General features: G+C 63.1%; 18 protein-coding genes. 14 read left to right on the forward strand and 4 right to left on the reverse strand.

The window, feature by feature from the left end; genetic code table 11:
- Positions 1-44 precede the first annotated feature (44 nt).
- Both B0E55_RS18445 and B0E55_RS18450 read left to right on the forward strand, forming a co-directional pair.
- Positions 45-1,628, forward strand: coding sequence for an MFS transporter (locus B0E55_RS18445; protein WP_020968776.1), 1,584 nt, complete (start codon positions 45-47; stop codon positions 1,626-1,628).
- Between the two features lie 23 nt (positions 1,629-1,651).
- Entirely contained in the window at positions 1,652-2,296 is a 645-nt protein-coding gene (locus tag B0E55_RS18450) for an FMN-dependent NADH-azoreductase (protein WP_080910186.1), read from the forward strand.
- 19 nt (positions 2,297-2,315) lie between these two features.
- On the opposite strand, the gene B0E55_RS18455 is transcribed toward B0E55_RS18450, so the two are convergent.
- The gene (locus tag B0E55_RS18455; RefSeq protein ID WP_060939117.1) at positions 2,316-3,320 is read right to left on the reverse strand and encodes a TIGR03617 family F420-dependent LLM class oxidoreductase; all 1,005 of its coding nucleotides are present in this window, start codon (positions 3,318-3,320) and stop codon (positions 2,316-2,318) included.
- Complete coding sequence (locus B0E55_RS18460) at positions 3,317-3,892, reverse strand: hypothetical protein (protein WP_241896090.1); 576 nt, start codon at positions 3,890-3,892, stop codon at positions 3,317-3,319. Before B0E55_RS18460 ends, B0E55_RS18455 begins: the two co-directional genes overlap by 4 nt.
- Positions 3,893-4,154: 262 nt before the next feature.
- On the opposite strand from B0E55_RS18460, the gene dnaK reads away from it, so the two are divergent.
- The 9 genes from dnaK to B0E55_RS18505 all read left to right on the forward strand — a co-directional run bounded on the left by dnaK (position 4,155) and on the right by B0E55_RS18505 (position 14,485).
- A complete protein-coding gene (gene dnaK, locus B0E55_RS18465) occupies positions 4,155-6,008 on the forward strand; it encodes a molecular chaperone DnaK (RefSeq protein ID WP_019749384.1) in 1,854 nt (617 codons plus the stop codon).
- Positions 6,005-6,601: a nucleotide exchange factor GrpE gene (gene grpE, locus B0E55_RS18470; RefSeq protein WP_019749385.1), complete on the forward strand. Its 597-nt coding sequence runs from the start codon at positions 6,005-6,007 to the stop codon at positions 6,599-6,601. The genes dnaK and grpE overlap by 4 nt, the downstream gene beginning before the upstream one ends.
- A 22-nt stretch (positions 6,602-6,623) precedes the next feature.
- Complete coding sequence (gene dnaJ, locus B0E55_RS18475; RefSeq protein ID WP_019749386.1) at positions 6,624-7,796, forward strand: molecular chaperone DnaJ; 1,173 nt, start codon at positions 6,624-6,626, stop codon at positions 7,794-7,796.
- Positions 7,793-8,203, forward strand: coding sequence for a heat shock protein transcriptional repressor HspR (locus B0E55_RS18480; protein ID WP_003944355.1), 411 nt, complete (start codon positions 7,793-7,795; stop codon positions 8,201-8,203). Before dnaJ ends, B0E55_RS18480 begins: the two co-directional genes overlap by 4 nt.
- A gap of 334 nt (positions 8,204-8,537) precedes the next feature.
- A complete protein-coding gene (locus tag B0E55_RS18485; RefSeq protein WP_047890168.1) occupies positions 8,538-9,752 on the forward strand; it encodes an ABC transporter substrate-binding protein in 1,215 nt (404 codons plus the stop codon).
- The gene (locus B0E55_RS18490) at positions 9,749-10,606 is read left to right on the forward strand and encodes a branched-chain amino acid ABC transporter permease (protein ID WP_020906602.1); all 858 of its coding nucleotides are present in this window, start codon (positions 9,749-9,751) and stop codon (positions 10,604-10,606) included. The genes B0E55_RS18485 and B0E55_RS18490 overlap by 4 nt, the downstream gene beginning before the upstream one ends.
- Before the next feature lies 1 nt (position 10,607).
- Complete coding sequence (locus B0E55_RS18495; RefSeq protein ID WP_019749389.1) at positions 10,608-12,458, forward strand: branched-chain amino acid ABC transporter ATP-binding protein/permease; 1,851 nt, start codon at positions 10,608-10,610, stop codon at positions 12,456-12,458.
- Complete coding sequence (locus B0E55_RS18500; RefSeq protein WP_041814743.1) at positions 12,458-13,177, forward strand: ABC transporter ATP-binding protein; 720 nt, start codon at positions 12,458-12,460, stop codon at positions 13,175-13,177. The genes B0E55_RS18495 and B0E55_RS18500 overlap by 1 nt, the downstream gene beginning before the upstream one ends.
- A 132-nt stretch (positions 13,178-13,309) precedes the next feature.
- Positions 13,310-14,485, forward strand: a complete 1,176-nt coding sequence (locus tag B0E55_RS18505) for an NADH:flavin oxidoreductase (protein ID WP_024487410.1) — start codon at positions 13,310-13,312, stop codon at positions 14,483-14,485.
- Between the two features lie 91 nt (positions 14,486-14,576).
- On the opposite strand, the gene B0E55_RS18510 is transcribed toward B0E55_RS18505, so the two are convergent.
- Positions 14,577-15,038 (reverse strand): hypothetical protein, encoded by a 462-nt coding sequence (locus B0E55_RS18510; RefSeq protein WP_019749392.1) that lies wholly within the window; start codon positions 15,036-15,038, stop codon positions 14,577-14,579.
- A 176-nt stretch (positions 15,039-15,214) separates the two neighbouring features.
- Here B0E55_RS18510 and B0E55_RS18515 point away from each other — a divergent pair, with 176 nt between their 5' ends.
- A complete protein-coding gene (locus B0E55_RS18515; protein ID WP_019749393.1) occupies positions 15,215-15,874 on the forward strand; it encodes a response regulator in 660 nt (219 codons plus the stop codon).
- A gap of 7 nt (positions 15,875-15,881) precedes the next feature.
- On the opposite strand, the gene B0E55_RS18520 is transcribed toward B0E55_RS18515, so the two are convergent.
- Positions 15,882-16,322: a hypothetical protein gene (locus tag B0E55_RS18520; protein ID WP_019749394.1), complete on the reverse strand. Its 441-nt coding sequence runs from the start codon at positions 16,320-16,322 to the stop codon at positions 15,882-15,884.
- A 218-nt stretch (positions 16,323-16,540) separates the two neighbouring features.
- Between B0E55_RS18520 and B0E55_RS18525 the strand changes: the two genes are divergently transcribed.
- Both B0E55_RS18525 and B0E55_RS18530 read left to right on the forward strand, forming a co-directional pair.
- Positions 16,541-18,166, forward strand: coding sequence for a flavin-containing monooxygenase (locus tag B0E55_RS18525; protein ID WP_041815680.1), 1,626 nt, complete (start codon positions 16,541-16,543; stop codon positions 18,164-18,166).
- Positions 18,163-18,960, forward strand: coding sequence for a mycofactocin-coupled SDR family oxidoreductase (locus B0E55_RS18530; protein ID WP_020906606.1), 798 nt, complete (start codon positions 18,163-18,165; stop codon positions 18,958-18,960). Before B0E55_RS18525 ends, B0E55_RS18530 begins: the two co-directional genes overlap by 4 nt.
- Positions 18,961-18,962: the final 2 nt, after the last annotated feature.

Genomic DNA, 18,962 nt, shown 5'->3' on the forward strand with positions numbered 1-18,962 from the left:
ACATAACTCCCAGGTTCGGGTCCCACCTCGATGGGAGCACGCGCATGGCGAGTGACATCAAGTCCGCTTCACCGGATCGAGCCACCCTCGTCCTGGGGACGCTCATCCTGGTCGCTGCGGTCGCGAATCTCAATCTCTCGGTCGCGAATGTCGCGCTGCCGGACATCGGGCGGGCCTTCGATGCCAGCCAGACGCAACTGAACCTGATCGCGGTCGGGTACTCGTTGGGCCTGGCCGGAACGGTGCTCTACCTTGGGGCGTTGGGAGACCGATACGGCCGCAAGATGCTGCTGGTCACCGGCATGGCGCTGTCTATTCCGGCGTCGATCGTGGCTGGATTCGCCGGGAACTTCGAAGTGCTGTTCCTTGCTCGGATAGTCGGAGGCGTCTCGGCAGGTCTTGCATTCCCGACCACGCTGGCGATCATCACGGCGCTGTGGGCCGGACCGGCACGGACCAAGGCGATTGCCATGTGGTCCGCAATCGGTGGCGCGATTTCAGCACTCGGTCCGATCGTCTCGGGGGCGCTGCTCGAGCAGTTTCACTGGGGTTCGGTCTTCTTCGTCACCCTTCCGTTGGCTCTCGTGGCACTGATCTGTTCGCTGGTGTTGGTGCCCGCGCACGTCAACGAGACGACCGAGCGAGTTGATCACCTCGGCGGCATAGTGTCGATCGTCTTCATCGGGGCGCTGGTGCTGTCCATCAACTTTGCGCCGGTGAAGGGTTCGGGCACGTTGGCTCTGGTGCTCGGGGCGATAGCGGTCGTCGCGGGTATCGGGTTCTTCCTGCAACAGCGACGCGCGGTCAATCCGCTGTTCGATCTTCACGTAGCTGCGCGCCCGACCTTCTGGGTCGCGGCGGTGGGCGGGTTGGTCGTGTTCGGTTCGCTCATGGGCGCGATGTTCATCGGCCAGCAGTTCCTGCAGAACGTCCTCGGCTACTCGACGCTGGCAGCCGGTGCGGCCATCATTCCGGCTGCGCTGGCGATGGTGATCGTTGCGCCGCGCTCGGCGACCATGATCGAAAGGTACGGCGCCCGCGTCACGCTGCTCTCCGGCTACCTGTTCGTGGTTCTCGGGTTGTTTGTCGCGCTTTTCCTGTGGAACGAAAGCACACAGTATTGGCAGGTCGCGCTGGCCTATGCGCTTGTCGGGATCGGGGTCGGCCTGGCAGGCACACCGGCATCGCGTTCGCTGACCGGATCCGTTCCCGTGCACCGCGCTGGTATGGCGTCGGGAACCTCGGACCTGCAACGCGACCTGGGCGGCGCCATCATGCAGTCGATTCTCGGCGGAATACTCACGGCCGGGTACGCAAAATCGTTGGGGAATGCGATATCGTCCTCGCCGAACGCATCCGAGGTGACTCCCGAAACTCAGGCCGCGCTCACCAAATCTTTCTCCAGCGCCGAAGTTCTCGCGGAACGCTACCCGCAATACGCGGACCAAATCATGACCGCCGCCAAAAGCGCCTTCCTGGACGGGGATACAAACGCCTACATCGCGGCGATCATCATCGTGTGTGCCGGTGCCGCGGTGGTGACGTTCTTCTATCCGCGCCGCGAGCGCGAACGTGTCCTGCTGGCGCAGTACGCGGCAGAATCCGATCTCGCCGCGGAGAAGAGTTGAGCGCGCTCTGGTACTGATGAAGGATGCCACAGCTACTTCACATTGATTCGTCTGCCGAACTCCACAACTCGACCTCTCGTGATCTCACCGCCCTGTTCGCTCAGCAGTGGTCGAACAACAGTCCGGATCACACGACGGTGACGGTGGACCTGCACCGGGATCCCTTGCCGCACCTCGCGGACGCGGCTCTGCACTATGCACCACGTTTGCGGGTCGAGGGAGAGATTCCGGATCCCGCCGCGGAAGCACTACAGGCTCGGGTCCTCGAGCAACTTACCGCTGCAGACGTAGTCGTGATCGGCGCGCCGATGTACAACTGGTCGATCCCGTCCACGTTGAAGGCGTGGATAGATTACGTGCACGTCCTGGGGACTACGGTGCCTTTCGACACGCGCACTCAGCCGCTCGCAGGTAAGCCCGTGGTGATCGTGTCCAGCCGTGGGAACACCTATGCGCCGGGCTCGGGGAACGAGGCCAACGATCACACCGTCCCGCCACTCGTTCAGGTGCTCGGGGTGTCGATGGGAATGGATGTCTCCGTAATCACCGCGGAACTGACTTTGGCGCAGCGTATTCCGGCGATGGCACCGCTGATCGAGCAGGGTGACGCGAGCCTGCGTGCTGCCCGGGAGTCGTTGACCGAGCTGGCCCGTACCTTGGGGGCCTGATCAGGAAGTTCGACCAGGTTCAGGTGAGAAGCGAGATCATCGACGCCACGTCAGCCGGCTCTACGTCGTAACCCGGGAAGTAGCAGCACACTTCGTCGGCATGCTCGCCGAACCGGCGCCGAATCTCGGCGGCACACTCTTCGGGGGTGCCGACGACGGCGAGTGTTGTCAGCATCGGATCGGTGATCAGTGATGCCATGTCGGCGTAACCACCTCGCTTCGACAGGGCATTGAGTTCCGGTTGGACCTCGCCCCACCCTTCGACGTCGAGCACCGGACGGTATGCGGGCGTCGAACCGTAGAACGAGAGCAGGGCTCTGACGCCTCGGGCGGCCGCGGCAAGTTGATCGTCGCCGCGGCCGACGCCGACGATGACCTGCGGGATGATCGTGAATTCGTCTCGGGTGCGGCCGGATTCACGGAGGCCGGCATCGACGGCCGGAAGTGTTCGTTCGAGGAAATGGCGTTGCGTGTGGAACGGCATGACCAGGAGTCCGTCGGCCACCTCCGCCGCCGTCCGGGTCATCACCGGTCCGAGCGCACCCATCAGGATGGGCGGCGGTCCATAGGGATTGGGGCCTGGATCGAACGTCGGGGGCATCAGAGTGTGGGTGAAGAACTCGCCGCGGAAGTTCAGCGTCGAGGTGTTCTCCCACGCCGTGAAGATCGCCTTGACCGCTGCGACCGTCTCCTTCATGCGGGCCGCTGGACGCGACCACGTTGCGCTGTAGCGTTTTTCGATGTGCGGTTTGATCTGCGATCCGAGACCGAGGCGAAAGTGGCCGCGACTGAGCAACTGTAGGTCGTTGGCCGAATGCGCCAGATGCATGGGACTGCGGGGGAATGCGATGGCGACGTTGGTCATCAGGTCGAGGTCGACGGCCGATGCCGCTTCGACGAGCGGGAAGAACACGTCGTGTGGTCCCTCGAAGGTGAACAGGCCACCGGCGCCGGTGTCCGCGAGTTCACGGCTGCGAGCAGCGCCCGCGCCCGGCGCGGAGTCGAGTTGTACGTGAACCTTCATCGGCGTACTCGCAGCCAGGTGCTGACACCGGGAGCAAACGGAGCGATCGCCGCCACTGCTACAAGGACGCAGTAGAGAATCGGACCCCATCTCAGAACTCCGGCGCCGATATCCGCGGCGCCGTCGACCAGAGACATGAAGCCGAGTCCGGCCGCGATGCTGAGGGCTCCGACGATCGCCGTCATCACCCGCCCGGCGTTCTTGCGGGCACGGAGGAGTTGAAGGCTCATGAGTGCGAGCAGGATCAGGACGAGAGCGCCGCCGCCACTGCCGGCCAGGACGACCGTCACGGCATCGGAGATGTCGGTGGACGAGTATCCGGGATTGTCGCGCGCAGTCGATTCTTCGAGGGCTGACCGGACGTCGTCGAGGCTGGTGACTAACACTCCGGCGATACCGGCCAGGACGACGAACGAGCCGATCCAGGCAGAGGTGGACAAGGTCACGGCCTTGGGTATCTCGTCGTTCGCTGCAGGTCGGAGCGGCCGAACCGAGACGTCGGGTCGCTCGGGTGCCGGGCGCGCCGGCGCCGGTCGAGCAGGTCGAACGGGAGAATTGTCGGGATCGGTCACCGGTCGATCGTAGCCATTCGGAGAGATTCGGAAGTGATGTGGCGCACTTTTTCGGCTTTTCGGGGAAGGCGGGAACAAATCTACGTGGGCTGTAGTTGACCATTTCGACAAGCTTGAGCGCCCTCGGCTCAACTTCGAGTTGACTCCCGGCCACGGTCGGAGGCAAACTTGAGCGGAGGACGCTCACCAAGCGAAAAACTCGCGGTCATGTTCGAGATCAACCACTCGGGCAGAGAACCGCAGAACGAAAGGTAGGAACACTATGGCTCGTGCAGTCGGTATCGATCTCGGTACGACCAACTCGGTAGTTGCAGTGCTGGAGGGCGGCGAGCCCGTAGTGGTCGCCAACGCCGAAGGCTCACGTACCACCCCCTCGGTGGTCGCATTTGCCAAGAACGGCGAGGTTCTCGTCGGTCAGCCCGCGAAGAACCAGGCAGTCACGAACGTCGACCGCACCCTCCGCTCCGTCAAGCGCCACATCGGCACTGACTGGAACGTGGAAATCGACGGCAAGAAGTACACGCCGCAGGAAATCAGCGCCCGCACGCTCATGAAGCTCAAGCGTGACGCGGAGGCTTACCTCGGCGAAGACATCACCGACGCCGTCATCACCGTCCCCGCATACTTCGAGGACGCACAGCGTCAGGCAACCAAGGAAGCCGGCCAGATCGCCGGCCTCAACGTCCTTCGTATCGTCAACGAGCCCACCGCGGCTGCACTGGCATACGGACTGGACAAGGGTGACACCGAGCAGACCATTCTGGTCTTCGACCTCGGTGGCGGCACCTTCGACGTCTCCCTGCTCGAAATCGGCGACGGCGTCGTCGAGGTTCGCGCAACCTCCGGTGACAACCACCTCGGTGGCGACGACTGGGACGAGCGCGTCGTCGCTTGGCTGGTCGACAAGTTCAAGGCTCAGAACGGCATCGATCTGACCAAGGACAAGATGGCCCTGCAGCGTCTGCGTGAGGCTGCGGAGAAGGCGAAGATCGAGCTCTCCAGCTCGCAGAGCACCTCCATCAACCTCCCGTACATCACGGTCGACGCGGACAAGAACCCGCTCTTCCTGGACGAGCAGCTCTCCCGCAGCGAGTTCCAGAAGATCACCTCGGACCTGCTCGATCGCACCCGTGCGCCGTTCCAGGCAGTGATCAAGGACAGCGGAATCGCTGTCAAGGACATCGACCATGTCGTGCTCGTCGGTGGTTCCACCCGTATGCCGGCAGTCTCCGATCTGGTTCGTGAACTGACAGGTGGCCGTGAGCCCAACAAGGGTGTCAACCCGGACGAGGTCGTCGCAGTCGGCGCCGCACTCCAGGCCGGCGTGCTCAAGGGCGAGGTCAAGGACGTTCTGCTCCTCGACGTCACGCCGCTTTCCCTCGGTATCGAAACCAAGGGTGGCGTGATGACCAAGCTCATCGAGCGCAACACCACCATCCCCACGAAGCGTTCCGAGACCTTCACCACCGCTGACGACAATCAGCCTTCGGTGCAGATCCAGGTCTTCCAGGGTGAGCGCGAAATCGCTTCGCACAACAAGCTGCTCGGCTCCTTCGAGCTCACCGATCTGCCGCCCGCCCCGCGTGGCGTTCCGCAGATCGAGGTCACCTTCGACATCGACGCCAACGGCATCGTGCACGTGACGGCGAAGGACAAGGGCACCGGCAAGGAAAACACGATCAAGATCCAGGACGGCTCCGGTCTGTCCAAGGAAGAGATCGAGCGCATGGTCAAGGACGCCGAGGCTCACGCCGAGGAAGACAAGGCCCGTCGCGAAGAGGCAGAGGTCCGCAACCAGGCCGAGTCGCTGGTCCACCAGACGGAGAAGTTCGTCAAGGAGCAGCGTGAAGGTGAGAACGCGGGCAAGGTCTCCGAGGAGATCCTGACCAAGGTCGAGGCAGCGGTCAAGGACGTCAACGACGCCCTGGCAGGCACCGACATCGCTGCAGTGAAGACCGCAGTGGAGAAGCTGGGCACCGAGTCGCAGGCTCTGGGCCAGGCCATCTACGAGGCTTCCGCTGCAAACGAGGCCGGAAACACCGACGGCGCAGGCAATGACGACGACGTCGTCGACGCCGAGGTTGTCGACGAGCCCACCGACTCGGACAAGAAGTGACCTCGGACAACTCCGAGAACAACCCGGTCGACCCCGAGACCGGTGCACAGGGAGAGGCGGCGGGGGAATCCCTGCCGCCGCTCGACTCGGAAGACACAGGGGTAGTTCAGGAAGCAGAGTCGATCGTGGAGGAAGCATCCGCCACCGATCAGCTCGCCGAACGAACTGCGGATCTGCAGCGACTTCAGGCGGAGTTCACCAACTACCGTCGTCGCGTCGAGCGTGACAAGCAGGTCATCAAGGAAACCGCGCGAGCTTCGGTCATCACCGAACTCATCGGAATCCTCGACGACCTGGATCGCGCTCGGGCACACGGTGACCTCGAATCAGGTCCACTGCGTGCACTCGCGGACAAGCTCAACACGACCCTGACGGGTCTGGGTTTGACCGACTTCGGTAACGAGGGCGACGATTTCGATCCCGCACTCCACGAAGCGGTGCAGCATGAAGGCGAAGGCCACGACCCCGTACTCGGGACGGTCATGCGCAAGGGTTACAAGCTCGGCGACCGGGTCCTTCGGACCGCAATGGTGGCCGTGACGGACCGGGTAGGCGACAAGCCTGCAGACGGTTCAGAACAAGAAGCGAAGTAAGAGTGAGAGGAGGAGACGCCCAGTGAGTCAACGGGAGTGGATCGAGAAGGACTTCTACAAGGAGCTGGGCGTCTCGTCCACCGCGACGGCCGACGAAATCAAGAAGGCGTATCGCAAGCTGGCCCGGGATCTTCATCCCGACGCCAACCCTGACGATGCGAAGGCCGAAGAGCGTTTCAAGTCCGTCAGTGAAGCTCATGCCGTTCTGTCTGATCCGGACAAGCGCAAGGAGTACGACGAGGCCAGGCGTCTCTTTGCCAGCGGAGGCTTCGGTCCCCGTGCGCAAGGTGGCGGTGGATTCAACCCCGGCGCTGGTGGTTTCGACATCAACGACCTGTTCGGCGGCGGTGCCGGCGGGCAGGACTCGGGTCTCGGAGACATCTTCGGCGGATTGTTCAATCGCGGGGGAGCGGGCCAGCGCACCGCTGCGCCCAACCGCCCGCGTCGAGGCAAGGACCTCGAGACCGAGACGACGCTCGCCTTCCGCGAAGCGGCGCTCGGTGTCACCGTCCCACTTCGTCTGACCAGCCCGACGTCGTGCACCACGTGTCACGGCAGCGGCGCAAAGCCGGGCACCAGCCCGCGAGTGTGCCCGCATTGCAACGGAACCGGCGTTGTCAGCCGCAACCAGGGCGCATTCGGATTCAGTGAGCCGTGTGACGACTGCCGGGGAACCGGCTCGATCATCGACTCGCCTTGCGAGGACTGCCACGGTAGCGGCGTCACCAACCGGACACGGACCATCACGGTTCGCGTGCCGGCAGGCGTGAGCGACGGTCAGAAAATCAGACTCAAGGGCAAGGGCGAAGCGGGTCTCCGCGGAGCTCCGGCGGGTGACCTGTTCGTCAACATCCGCGTCAAGCCGGACAATGTCTTCGGCCGTAACGGCGACGATCTGACGCTGACGGTTCCGGTGAGCTACGGCGAACTGGTGCTCGGGACGACGCTGTCCGTGCCGACCCTGGACGGCCGCGTCGGAGTGAAGGTTCCGGCCGGAACGGTGGACGGACGCATTCTGCGAGTTCGCGGACGCGGCATCCCCAAGCGTCCCGAGGGGGCAGGCGACCTTCTGGTCACCGTCAAGGTATCCGTCCCGCAGAAGTTGGACGACCCGGCGATCGAAGCGCTGAAGACCTATCTCGAAGCCGAGAAGGCGAGCGGGTTCGATCCACGGGCCGGGTGGGCCGGTGCATGATGACCGAACGACCGCAGAATCAATGGGATGCGACGGTCGATCCTGACGCCCAGATCTTCGTGATCTCGGTGGCAGCCGAGTTGGCCGGAATGCATGCGCAGACCTTGCGTAACTACGATCGACTCGGTTTGGTCACCCCTCACCGAACCACTGGTGGCGGACGACGCTACTCCCCGCGTGATGTTGCGCTTCTGCGTGAAGTGCAACGGCTTTCGCAGGACGAGGGCGTCAACCTCGCCGGAATCAAACGGATCATCGAACTGACCAACCAGGTCGAGGCTCTGCAGCATCGCGTCCGCGAACTGGCCGAGGAAATCGCGAAAGTCCATGCGGGCTATCGCCGGGACCTCGTTCCGATTCCACGCAACAACGCGTTGGTGGTTTGGAAACCACGAAACCAGCGATAGTTCAGACTTTTACGCAAACGGCTCCACGCCCTGCTCGGATTCACCTCATCGAATCCCGCAGGGCGTGGGGCCGTTTTGGCGTTTCCACCCAGCGGGAATCGGTCTGTCGAGGCCGCCCGAATATGCATAGCGTCCGCTTCCATGTCTCCTCTTTTGTGCGTTTGACGTTATCCAGATCACATTCTATGCTCCAACCCAAGCAACTGCTTGCTAGATCATCAAGCGGGTGCTTGGTTGGCTGGTGCTCGAAATCAGGCGTTCCCACCGGCCGATCCTTCTTTCGTCAGGTATTCGCCTGACGTTCGGTGCATACATGTGTTCTAGGAGTGCAGACATGAATCGTCGGCCCATTCTTGTTGCGGCAGTTGCCGTGACGGCTCTGGCTCTCGCGGGGTGTAGTGGTTCTTCGGAGTCCGAAGGTGGCGCGGATTCGCCGTACCGCGTCCTGCTGACCGGCGGGATCAGTGCGCAGGGTGTTCTCGCGGCGAACTCGCAGACTTCCCTGCTGGCCACGAAGGCCGGCGTTCAGGTCCAGAACGAGGCCGGGGGCATCGGCGGCCGTCAGATCGAGCTCACCACTGTGGACGACGCGGGTGATGCAACCATCGCCGTCACCAAGCTGCGCGAAGCCATCAACTCGGGGAACAAGCCTGACCTCTACCTCAACTCGGGTCCTTCGTCGATCGCGGCTGCGGTTCTCCCGATCCTCAAGCAGAACAACATCCTCTCGCTGAGCATGGCGCCTTCTCCCGATTCCACGGACCCATCGAAGTTCCCGCTGAACTTCGACCTGGCTCCGGGCGCGACCGACACCGCTCGCGGCATCTCCGAGTATGCAAAGACCAAGGGCTACAGCAGCGTCGGAGTCCTGCACGGTAGTACCGCTTACGGTGAACTCTTCGGCGAGGAGATGACCAGTGCGCTCGAGAAGGTCGGTCTGAAGGCTGCCGGCAACGAAGAATACGACGCCGCTGCTCTGGACATGACGGCGCAGTTGCAGTCGCTCAAGAATGCCGGTGCAACGGCAATCGCGTTGGACGCGTACGGCGCCCCGCTCGGATACGTGTTGCAGAGCCTGGAGCGACTCGGCTGGGACGTGCCGTTGATCGGCAACACGTCGGTCTCTGCCACCAACCTCATCGCCAATGATCCGCCCGCCGGCGTGCTCGGCACCCCGCAGGTGAAGAACCTGGTGACGCAGGTGTTCACCAGCACGGTGTTCGATCCGAACAACGCGCTCGTCAACACGATGGTGGACACGATGGCGTCGCTGGGCTCGATCCCGTCGACGCTGATCCTCGCGGACAACTACGACGCATTCCCCCTCGTCGCGGCAGCAGCGGAGAAGGTCGGCAGTTCGACCGATCCGAAGAAGCTCGCCGAAGCACTGGAAACCGCAGAGGTTCAGGAGAATGCCAAGACCGCATTCCTCTCGCGCTACAACTTCAGCTCTGACAACCACGGCCCGAACCCGGATACCAGTGAGCTGAAGTTCATCAGCCCGACGAAGATCCTCAACGGTCAGTTCGGAAACCCGGCTGCGTCATGACCATTCTGTGGTCCGGATTGGCGCTCGGCGCGGTCTACGTGCTGGTTGCCATCGGGTACAACATCGTTTTCGTTTCCTCCAACACGTTCAACTTCGCTCAAGCTCAGCTGATGATGGTGGGCACTTTCGTCGCCTACACGGGTCTCGTGACCCTGAAACTTCCCGTTCTCGTGGTGGCCGTCATGGCAACCGTGACCGTGATGCTCCTCGCCTCGGTCGAGGAGATCGTCGCGATCAGACCGGTGGCCGATCACCAGAACCAGCTGGTCACCACGCTTGGCGTTGCCACTCTGCTCAATGGTGCAACTCAATTGATCTGGGGTAGTGAACCTCTCACGGTTCCGTTCTTCGGATCGAACGAACCGATCACCCTACTCGGCGGCCGTACCTACCCGGTCGAGATCGCTCTGCTTGTTGCGGCGATCGCACTGGTCATCGGGTTGAGTTACGTCTCGAAGAAGACCATGACGGGTCTGGCTCTGATCGGCATCTCCGAGGATCGTGAAGCGGCGATGCTGCGAGGAGTCAATGTACGACGGTTGGCGCTGGGTGCGTTTGCCTTCTCGGGTGCATTGGCCGGTGTCCTCGGACTCCTTGTCGGACCCAAGACGTTTGCAGTTGCGACGTTGGGTGCCGCGCTGGCCCTCAAGGGATTCGTGGCGTTGGCGATCGGCGGGTTCGGCTCTCTGCCAGGCGCTTTGATCGGCGGCCTGACCGTCGGCCTGGTGGAATCGTTCACCGCCCTGTGGGCGGGAAGTCAGTACAGCAATATCGCCGTCTTCACGGTGCTGATCGTCATCTTGATGGTCAAACCTGCCGGCTTGTTCGGCAACGTCCGAGAACGGGTGGTGTGAAATGGTAAGCGCGTGGCGGACTTTCCGTTCCCTTCCGAGCTGGATCATCCCGCTGGTCCTGGCGGTAGTGATCTTGCTGCTGCCCGTGATGGGGCTCGACCTGTCGACATCACGGCAGATTCAATTGGCCTGCATCCTGGCACTTGTGGTCAGCGGCCTGAACCTGAGCCTCGGCTTTGCCGGTGAACTGGCGCTCGGCCAGGCCGCGATGTACGCGGCGGGTGCATACACCGCGGGTCTGATGTCCCAGGCCGGTCACACCGACATCCTGGTCCAGCTCGCTGCGGCCGGTGCCGTGGCATTGGGCGTCGGCATCTTGACCGGCGTTCCCGGTCTGCGACTGGGCAACTGGTCCCTGGCGATGACGTCGTTCTTCCTGGTGCTGCTCGTGCCGGACGTACTGGCGATCTTCGGCGGCAAGACCGGCGGCCGAAACGGCCTCACCGGTATGGAGCCGCCGACGCTCTTCGGCTCCGAACTCGACACCCAGCAGTACTACATGGTGGTTGTCGTGGTCACCGTCCTCTGGTTCGCGGTGATGCGCAACCTGGTGGTCTCGCGCCACGGCATCGCGTTCCGCACGCTCAAGCAGTCGCCGGTGCTGGCGTCGTCGCAGGGTGTGTCGGTGTTCCGGATGAAACTGCTCGGCTATGCGATCGGTGCGTTCCCGGCCGGTCTGGCGGGTGCGTTGTTCGCCAATACCGACCTGTTCATCTCGCCGGAAGCCTTCGGGTTCACCTTTGCGACAGCGGTTCTGGCGGCATCCATTCTGGGCGGTGCGGCAAGTGTGTACGGCGCCGTAGTCGGTGCCGCGATCATGCAGCTCGGTCCCAACCAGTCGACGGCATTTCAGGAATACTCGCTGATCTTCTACGGAGGCTTCCTGATCATCGGCGGTGTGCTGCTCTCCGGTGGGCTGACCAAGGTCGGGCGAGCGATCGTCTCGAAACTCGATCGCAGGGCCGGCCTGGGCGTAGTCACCGCAAAGGAGAACAGCGGCGGAACACCGGAACTGGCGCCGATCAACGGCGCACGGTTGGTGGTCGACGGAGTGTCCAAGGCATTCGGTGGCAACCAGGCTCTCAATGCGGCAACCCTGACCGCAGAGGCCGGTAAGGTCACCGCGTTGATCGGGCCCAACGGTTCGGGTAAGACGACCATGCTCAACATGATCTGCGGGTTCTACACCGCGGACGCCGGCGTGATCACAATCGGTGACACGGTGGTCTCGCAGTCGTCGCCGCACAAGGTGGCGCGCGTGGGTGTGGCGCGGACGTTCCAAACTCCGACGATTCCGGAGAACATCACGGTTCTGGAAGCTGTTGCATCCGGACGGTATTCGGTGCACCGCGCGTCGATGGCGTCGGCTGTGCTTCGCCTGCCCAGCTTCCGCAGGATCGCGAAGGCCGACATCGTCGAGGCCGAGCGTGTTCTCGAGCTCGTGGGGATGTCGCACCTGCGCAACGAGATCGCGACGTCGCTGCCCCTGGGGATGCGTCGCATGCTCGAAGTTGCTCGCGCCGTCATCGCCGAGCCGAGGGTCGTACTCTTCGACGAGGTTGCGTCCGGCCTCGACGAGGACGAACTCGAACGCCTGGCAGATTTGATCCGGGTACTGCGAGATGCCGGGGCCACAGTGGTGTTGGTGGAGCACAACTTCCGCCTCGTGCTCTCGCTGGCCGACGAGATCGTGGTACTGGCGCAGGGGCAGGTGATCGCCACCGGCGATGCGGCAACGATCGAACATCACCCGCGCGTGTTGAGCGAATACCTCGGAGTCAAGTCCGGTGATGAGGATGCGCTGCTCGAAGAAATCGGCGCGGTAGACCATCAGACCAGCGAGGTGAAGTGATGGAACCGATTCTGAAGGTCCGTAACCTGCAGACCGGGTACGGCGATCTGCGCGTCGTCTGGGATGTCTCGTTCGACGTCTATCCCGGTCAGGTGACAGCCCTGCTCGGGCGCAACGGTGCAGGCAAGACGAGCACGCTCCGTGCTCTGTCCGGCCTCAACAAGGTGGCCTCTGGAACCGTCGAAATGGACGGTGCCGACATCACCGGAGTTCCCGCGCACAAGCGGGTGCGGCAGGGTATGGCGTACGTGCAGGAGGGTAAGCGGGTCTTTCACAAGCAGACCGTCGAGCAGAACCTTCTGCTGGGCGGGTACACCCGCAAGGCAAAGCGCGGCGAGCTGATGGAATCCGTCGAGTCCATGTACGAGATGTTCCCGATCCTGGGGGATAAGCGTGCGCTTCCCGCCGGTTCCATGTCGGGCGGTCAGCAGCAGATGCTCGCGATCGGCGCAGCGCTGATGGCGCAGCCGCGGTTGCTCCTTCTCGACGAACCGTCGGGCGGGCTGGCTCCGGTGATCGTCGGTGAGGTGATGGACCGCGTCCAGCAGCTCAAGGAAACCGGCCTGGCTGTTCTGCTGGTGGAGCAGGCAGTGGAGGCCGCGATGAGCGTCGCCGATCACGTGACGGTCCTCGACATCGGCAAGGTGGTCCTCGACGCCGACGCCAAGGACATCGACGACCTGGCAGTGCTCAAGGACGCGTACTTCGGACGCATCTGATCTGCAGCGATGTCACTTCAGCCCGGCCACCTCGGCCGGGCTGAAGTTGTTTTCCCGCTCCGTGGCACGGGGGCTGGCCAGCTCTGGACCATCGATCTACCGTCCAGCAAACAACCCCTGTGAGAGGCAAACTTGATGACTGCTCCCGACGTGCTCGCCCCGGCAAAGCTGGGCCCGGTGACCTTGCGAAATCGAATCATCAAGTCCGCGACATTCGAAGGCAAAACTCCCGACGCCCTGGTCACCGACGAGCTGATCGAGTTCCATCGCCGCCCGGCAGCCGGCGGAGTCGGGATGTCCACCGTCGCGTATTGCGCCGTCGCACCGGAAGGGCGCACCGAATACGGCCAGCTGTGGATGCGGCCCGATGCCCTCCCCGGACTGCGACGACTCACCGATGCCATTCACGCCGAAGGGGCAGCAGCATCGGCGCAGCTCGGGCACGCCGGCCCCGTCGCGAATCAGAAGTCGACCGGACTGCCTGCGCTGGCACCGTCGAGTTCGTTCAATCCGTTGAGCATGAGGATGATTCGCACTGCCACCACAGCGGACATCACCAGAATTGCGGCGGCGCACGGGAGCGCTGCGCGACTTGCCGTCGAGGCAGGATTCGACGCCGTCGAGATCCACTTCGGCCACAACTATTTCGCGAGCTCGTTCCTGAGTCCGAAATTGAACCGTCGTAAGGATTCTTACGGCGGATCGCTCGAGAATCGGGCTCGCGTCGTACTCGAAACTGCGCGCAGTGTGCGCGACGCCGTCGGCGACAAGATCGCGATCTTGGCCAAGCTGAACATGGACGACGGTGTGCCAGGCGGATTCTGGGTGGACGAAGCAATCCAGGTGGCGCAGTGGCTCGAGGCATCCGGAAGTGTCGATGCGCTCGAGTTGACGATGGGTAGCTCACTGCTCAACCCGATGTACCTGTTCAAGGGCGATGCGCCGATCCGCGAGTTTGCCGCCGCGATGCCCCAGCCTGTTCGACTCGGTGTGCAGTTGGTGGGCAAGAGCATGTTGCATGCCTATCCGTACAAGCCGCTGTTCATGCTGGAAGAGGCTCGCCAGATCCGTGCTGCGGTGAAGCTGCCGCTCGTGCTGCTCGGCGGTGTCACGGACAAAGCGGGCATGGATACCGCAATGGCGGAAGGGTTCGAGTTCGTCGCCATGGCACGGGCACTGCTCAGAGAACCGGATCTGATCAATCGGATCGCAGCCGAATCCGATACCCAATCACTGTGCATCCACTGCAACAAGTGCATGCCTACGATCTTCAGTGGTGCCCGCTGCGTGTTGGTCGAACGCGTCTGAGCTGGTCAGCGCACACCACGTCCCGACATCCATGCGGATACCGGGTCGTGGGCCGTAGCGGATCAAGTTCGTGGTTGCTTCAACGCTCGGTTCAGTTCTGCGTGAAGACGTCGTAGGAGGCGTTCATCGTGGGGTAGCCGGTGGCCATGTAGTCGGTGAGGATGACGTGCGTCGGGTCACCGATGATGCGGGTCCCGTCGAGGGTGGGGTTGCCGGCGTAGTTGTTGGCTGCCATGACGGTCTGGACTCCGTCGGCCACGTTGTAGGTGACGTCGACACCGATGCCGCGGGGATCGCTGCTGTAGGCGGTGACGATTTCGGTCGTGTGCGGAGCCAGGTAGGAGCGGGGGCCGTTGATCCACTGTCCGTAGGGGTTGGACGCGCTGTCCAGCAGCATCGGGTTGTCGGTGTTGTTGGTGATGGTCATGGCAACCGTCGGGCCGTCCGTCGGCATGGTGCCGGCGTTGGCGACCGCCGCGGTTCCCAGTGCGGTTCCGCCGAGAGCGAGGGCGATCGCGGTGACTGCTACGAAGCGAGTGGTGTTGGTACGCATGATGTCTGCTCCTGGGCTGGTGTGTGGTTGCCGTTCTCGGCGATGAATCAATCTTGTCGCGAATCAGGGCTGCTGTATGTCCGCCGACGGGGCCGTGGCGGGGTTGAATCGCGTGTCCCCCGATCGGGGGAGGCGCAAGTGCTCGCATTGCTGGTACGGGCGTGAGAAAGTGAGCAATGCGAGAAGGCACGAAGCCGGTGGTCGGCAAGGTTTCCGTGGTGGTCGGCGACGATCACCCGTTGTTTCGTGAGGGCGTGGTTCGGGCCCTGACCGGCAGTGACCGCATCGACGTTCTGGGCGAGGCCGACGACGGCGCAGCTGCGCTCGCAATGATTCGGGAATTACGCCCGAAGGTGGCGCTGATCGATTTCCGGATGCCGCACCTGGACGGGACCCAGGTGGCAGCAGCAGTGGTTCGAGACGAGTTGCCGACCAGGGTGCTCCTGCTCAGTGCTCACGACGAATCGTCCGTCGTGTATCAGGCTCTGCAGGCGGGTGCTGCCGGATTCCTGCCGAAGGAATCCACCCGGGCCGAGATCGTGAGCGCCGTGCTCGACTGCGCCGCGGGCCGAGATGTGTTGCCGCCCAGCATCGCTGCCGGACTGGTGGGGGAGGTGCGTCGCCGTAGCGAGCCGTCCGGCCCGACTCTCAGCGCCCGTGAGCGTGAAGTTCTCGGATTGATCGCACAGGGCGCCAGTATCCCCACCATCGCCTCCCAGCTCTTTCTTGCGCCTTCGACCGTCAAAACCCACGTGCAGCGCCTCTACGAGAAACTCGGAGTCAACGATCGAGGCGCCGCCGTCGCCGCCGCGATGCGGCAGGGTCTGTTGGAGTGAACGGGAGTCACCGCAGTACGTACGTGACGTTCATGGCCGGGTAACCCGAGGTCATCGTCACCGTGACGTCGTGGCCGTCGGGGGCGTACGTTCCGCCGGCATCTGCCCTGGTCTTCGAGTTGGTGGCGCTGAAGACAAACACTCCACCGTCGTCGGAGCGGTACGTCAGCACGACGGGGAAGTCGTTCTGATTCTTGCTCGTGGCGACCACGTTGACGTTCATGTTCGGCAGGATGTAGTCGGCCGGCGGGACGATCCAGTCGCCGTTCGGGTTGGATGCGTCGACCAGATACAGGGCCCCGAAGCCCGAATTGCTGATCATCGCCGTCGTGACGGAAGTGTCGGTTATCGACTTCACAGCGTTCGCCCCGGCGGCGCGGGCGACCAGAGCTGCCATGCTGAGGCCGGAGAAGGAAATTGCTTCGGGTCGAATTGTGTTGGTAGCCATGATGTTTCTCCTCGATTTGTCGGTCTCGGTGACCGTGTGTTTCGGTGATGAGACAACTATGGCCCCGAAATCCCTTCGGGTCTGTCCACCTACGGGTCCGAGTGCTGGATGACATCGGTGTCCCCCGATCGGTGGACACCAACGCTCTCCACTGCCGTAGCCCACCCAGCGGGAGAACCCGTTCCTCTACCAACCAGTCCACTCGTAGCGTGACCACCATGACCGATCCTGACTTCTCCACCGCACCACTCGACGTCGTAGTCATCGGCGCCGGCGTCGCTGGCATGTACGCCATGCACCGACTTCGCGAGCAGGGGCTGCGTGTCCACGGCTTCGAGGCGGGCTCCGGAGTGGGCGGCACGTGGTATTTCAACCGCTACCCCGGCGCACGCTGTGACGTCGAGAGTTTCGACTACTCCTACTCGTTCTCCGAAGAGCTGCAACAGGATTGGGACTGGAGTGAGAAGTACGCCGCGCAACCGGAGATCCTCTCGTACCTCGATCACGTGGCTGATCGCTTCGACCTTCGCACTGGCTTCACCTTCGACACACGCGTTCTGAGCGCACAGTTCGACGAGGGTACTGCGACGTGGCGAGTACAGACCGACGGCGGTCACGACGTCACCTCACGCTTCGTCGTGTGCGCTACCGGTAGCCTCTCGACCGCGAACGTTCCGAACATTGCGGGCCGTGAGACCTTCGGTGGCGAGGTGTTCCACACCGGTTTCTGGCCGCACGAGGGCGTCGACTTCACCGGCAAACGCGTCGGCGTGATCGGCACCGGATCCTCGGGCATCCAGTCCATTCCGCTGATCGCCGAGCAGGCCGATCATCTCTACGTGTTCCAGCGGTCCGCGAATTACAGTGTGCCGGCAGGAAACACGCCTCTCGATGACAAGCGCCGCGCCGAGATCAAGGCCGGCTATGCAGAGCGTCGAGCGCTGTCCAAGCGCAGTGGCGGTGGATCGCCGTTCGTTTCGGATCCTCGCAGCGCCCTCGAGGTCTCGGAGGCCGAGAGAAACGCGGCATACGAGGAGCGGTGGAAGCTCGGCGGTGTCCTGTTCGCCAAGACCTTCGCAGACCAGACGAGCAACATCGAGGCCAACGGGACAGCGGCAGCGTTTGCCGAACGCAAGATCCGCTCGGAGGTCCAGGATCAGGCGATCGCCGACCTGCTCATTCCGAACGACCACCCCATCGGAACCAAGCGGATAGTCACGGACACGAACTACTACCAGAGCTACAACCGTGACAACGTCAGCCTGGTGGATCTCAAGTCCGCACCGATCGAGGCGATCGACGAGACTGGAATCAAGACGGCCGATGCGCACTACGAACTGGATGCGCTGGTGTTCGCCACCGGGTTCGACGCGATGACGGGAGCGCTCGATCGCATCGAGATCCGCGGCCGCAATGGCGAGACGTTGCGCGAGAACTGGCATGCGGGTCCAAGGACGTATCTAGGCCTCGGAGTACACGGGTTCCCCAACCTGTTCATCGTCACCGGGCCGGGTAGCCCGAGTGTGCTGTCCAACATGATTCTCGCTGCCGAGCAGCACGTGGACTGGATCGCGGGCGCAATCAACCACCTCGATTCGGCGGGCATCGACACCATCGAACCGAGTGCCGAAGCCGTGGACAACTGGCTCGACGAATGCTCACGCCGGGCGTCGGCGACGCTGTTTCCATCCGCGAACTCCTGGTATATGGGAGCCAACATTCCGGGAAAGCCGAGGATATTCATGCCATTCATCGGAGGATTCGGTGTCTACTCCGACATCTGTGCAGACGTGGCAGCAGCGGGATACCGAGGCTTCGAACTGAACAGTGCGGTGCACGCATGAGTCGCCTCGAGGGTCTTCGTGTACTCGTGACAGGTGCGGCCGGCGGGATGGGCCGCTCACACTGCGAGCGTCTCGCCGACGAAGGCGCGTCCGTGATCGCGTTGGATGTCGTGCAGGCAAAGTCCGAGCTGGAGGAGACCGCCCAGGCGGTACGCGAGCGTGGAGGCGTGGCGGTCACCGGCGTCGCGGACATTCGTGACTTCGAAGATCTCGCCGCGGTAGTCGCCGATTGTGTCGCCGAAGTCGGCGGGTTGGACGTCGTCGTCGCGAATGCAGGCGTGTACGACACGCCGGGACCGTCGTGGACCGTCGATCCTGCAGTGTGGAACCGCTCGCTCGACGTCAATCTGACCGGGGCGTGGCACACCGTCAAGGCCTGTGTTCCGCACTTCGGTGACGGTGGTTCCGTCGTTCTGGTCAGCTCGACAGCGGGAATCAAAGGTATTGCCGGAGCGAGTCATTACAGCGCCGCCAAGCACGCCGTGGTGGGTCTGGCCAGAACGCTGGCCAACGAGTTGGGCGCGGAGGGCATTCGCGTCAACTCCGTGCATCCAGGTTCCGTACGTACCCCGATGATCATCAACGAGCGAGTGTTCGCGAACCTGTGCCCGGACATCGAGAATCCCACGGAAGCAGACGCCGCTGCAGTACTGAGCGCGCGCAACCTGTTACCTGTTCCCTGGGTCGATCCGGTGGATGTCAGCAATGCCGTCTTGTTTCTCGCATCCGCGGAGTCCCGCTACATGACCGGCTGTCAGTTGGTGGTCGACGCCGGCCTGACCCAGAAAGTGTGAAT

Origin of the sequence: Rhodococcus sp. 66b (assembly GCF_002076325.1) — a bacterium.
GTDB classification, from domain to species: domain Bacteria; phylum Actinomycetota; class Actinomycetes; order Mycobacteriales; family Mycobacteriaceae; genus Rhodococcus_F; species Rhodococcus_F erythropolis.

Bases quoted from the DNA above. Each gene is read 5' to 3' on its own strand.
- B0E55_RS18445 (WP_020968776.1), top strand. From the start codon at position 45: ATGGCGAGTGACATCAAGTCCGCTTCACCGGATCGAGCCACCCTCGTC.
- B0E55_RS18450 (WP_080910186.1), top strand. From the start codon at position 1,652: ATGCCACAGCTACTTCACATTGATTCGTCTGCCGAACTCCACAACTCG.
- B0E55_RS18455 (WP_060939117.1), bottom strand. From the start codon at position 3,320: ATGAAGGTTCACGTACAACTCGACTCCGCGCCGGGCGCGGGCGCTGCT.
- dnaK (WP_019749384.1), top strand. From the start codon at position 4,155: ATGGCTCGTGCAGTCGGTATCGATCTCGGTACGACCAACTCGGTAGTT.
- B0E55_RS18480 (WP_003944355.1), top strand. From the start codon at position 7,793: ATGATGACCGAACGACCGCAGAATCAATGGGATGCGACGGTCGATCCT.
- B0E55_RS18485 (WP_047890168.1), top strand. From the start codon at position 8,538: ATGAATCGTCGGCCCATTCTTGTTGCGGCAGTTGCCGTGACGGCTCTG.
- B0E55_RS18490 (WP_020906602.1), top strand. From the start codon at position 9,749: ATGACCATTCTGTGGTCCGGATTGGCGCTCGGCGCGGTCTACGTGCTG.
- B0E55_RS18495 (WP_019749389.1), top strand. From the start codon at position 10,608: ATGGTAAGCGCGTGGCGGACTTTCCGTTCCCTTCCGAGCTGGATCATC.
- B0E55_RS18500 (WP_041814743.1), top strand. From the start codon at position 12,458: ATGGAACCGATTCTGAAGGTCCGTAACCTGCAGACCGGGTACGGCGAT.
- B0E55_RS18510 (WP_019749392.1), bottom strand. From the start codon at position 15,038: ATGCGTACCAACACCACTCGCTTCGTAGCAGTCACCGCGATCGCCCTC.
- B0E55_RS18515 (WP_019749393.1), top strand. From the start codon at position 15,215: ATGCGAGAAGGCACGAAGCCGGTGGTCGGCAAGGTTTCCGTGGTGGTC.
- B0E55_RS18520 (WP_019749394.1), bottom strand. From the start codon at position 16,322: ATGGCTACCAACACAATTCGACCCGAAGCAATTTCCTTCTCCGGCCTC.
- B0E55_RS18525 (WP_041815680.1), top strand. From the start codon at position 16,541: ATGACCGATCCTGACTTCTCCACCGCACCACTCGACGTCGTAGTCATC.
- B0E55_RS18530 (WP_020906606.1), top strand. From the start codon at position 18,163: ATGAGTCGCCTCGAGGGTCTTCGTGTACTCGTGACAGGTGCGGCCGGC.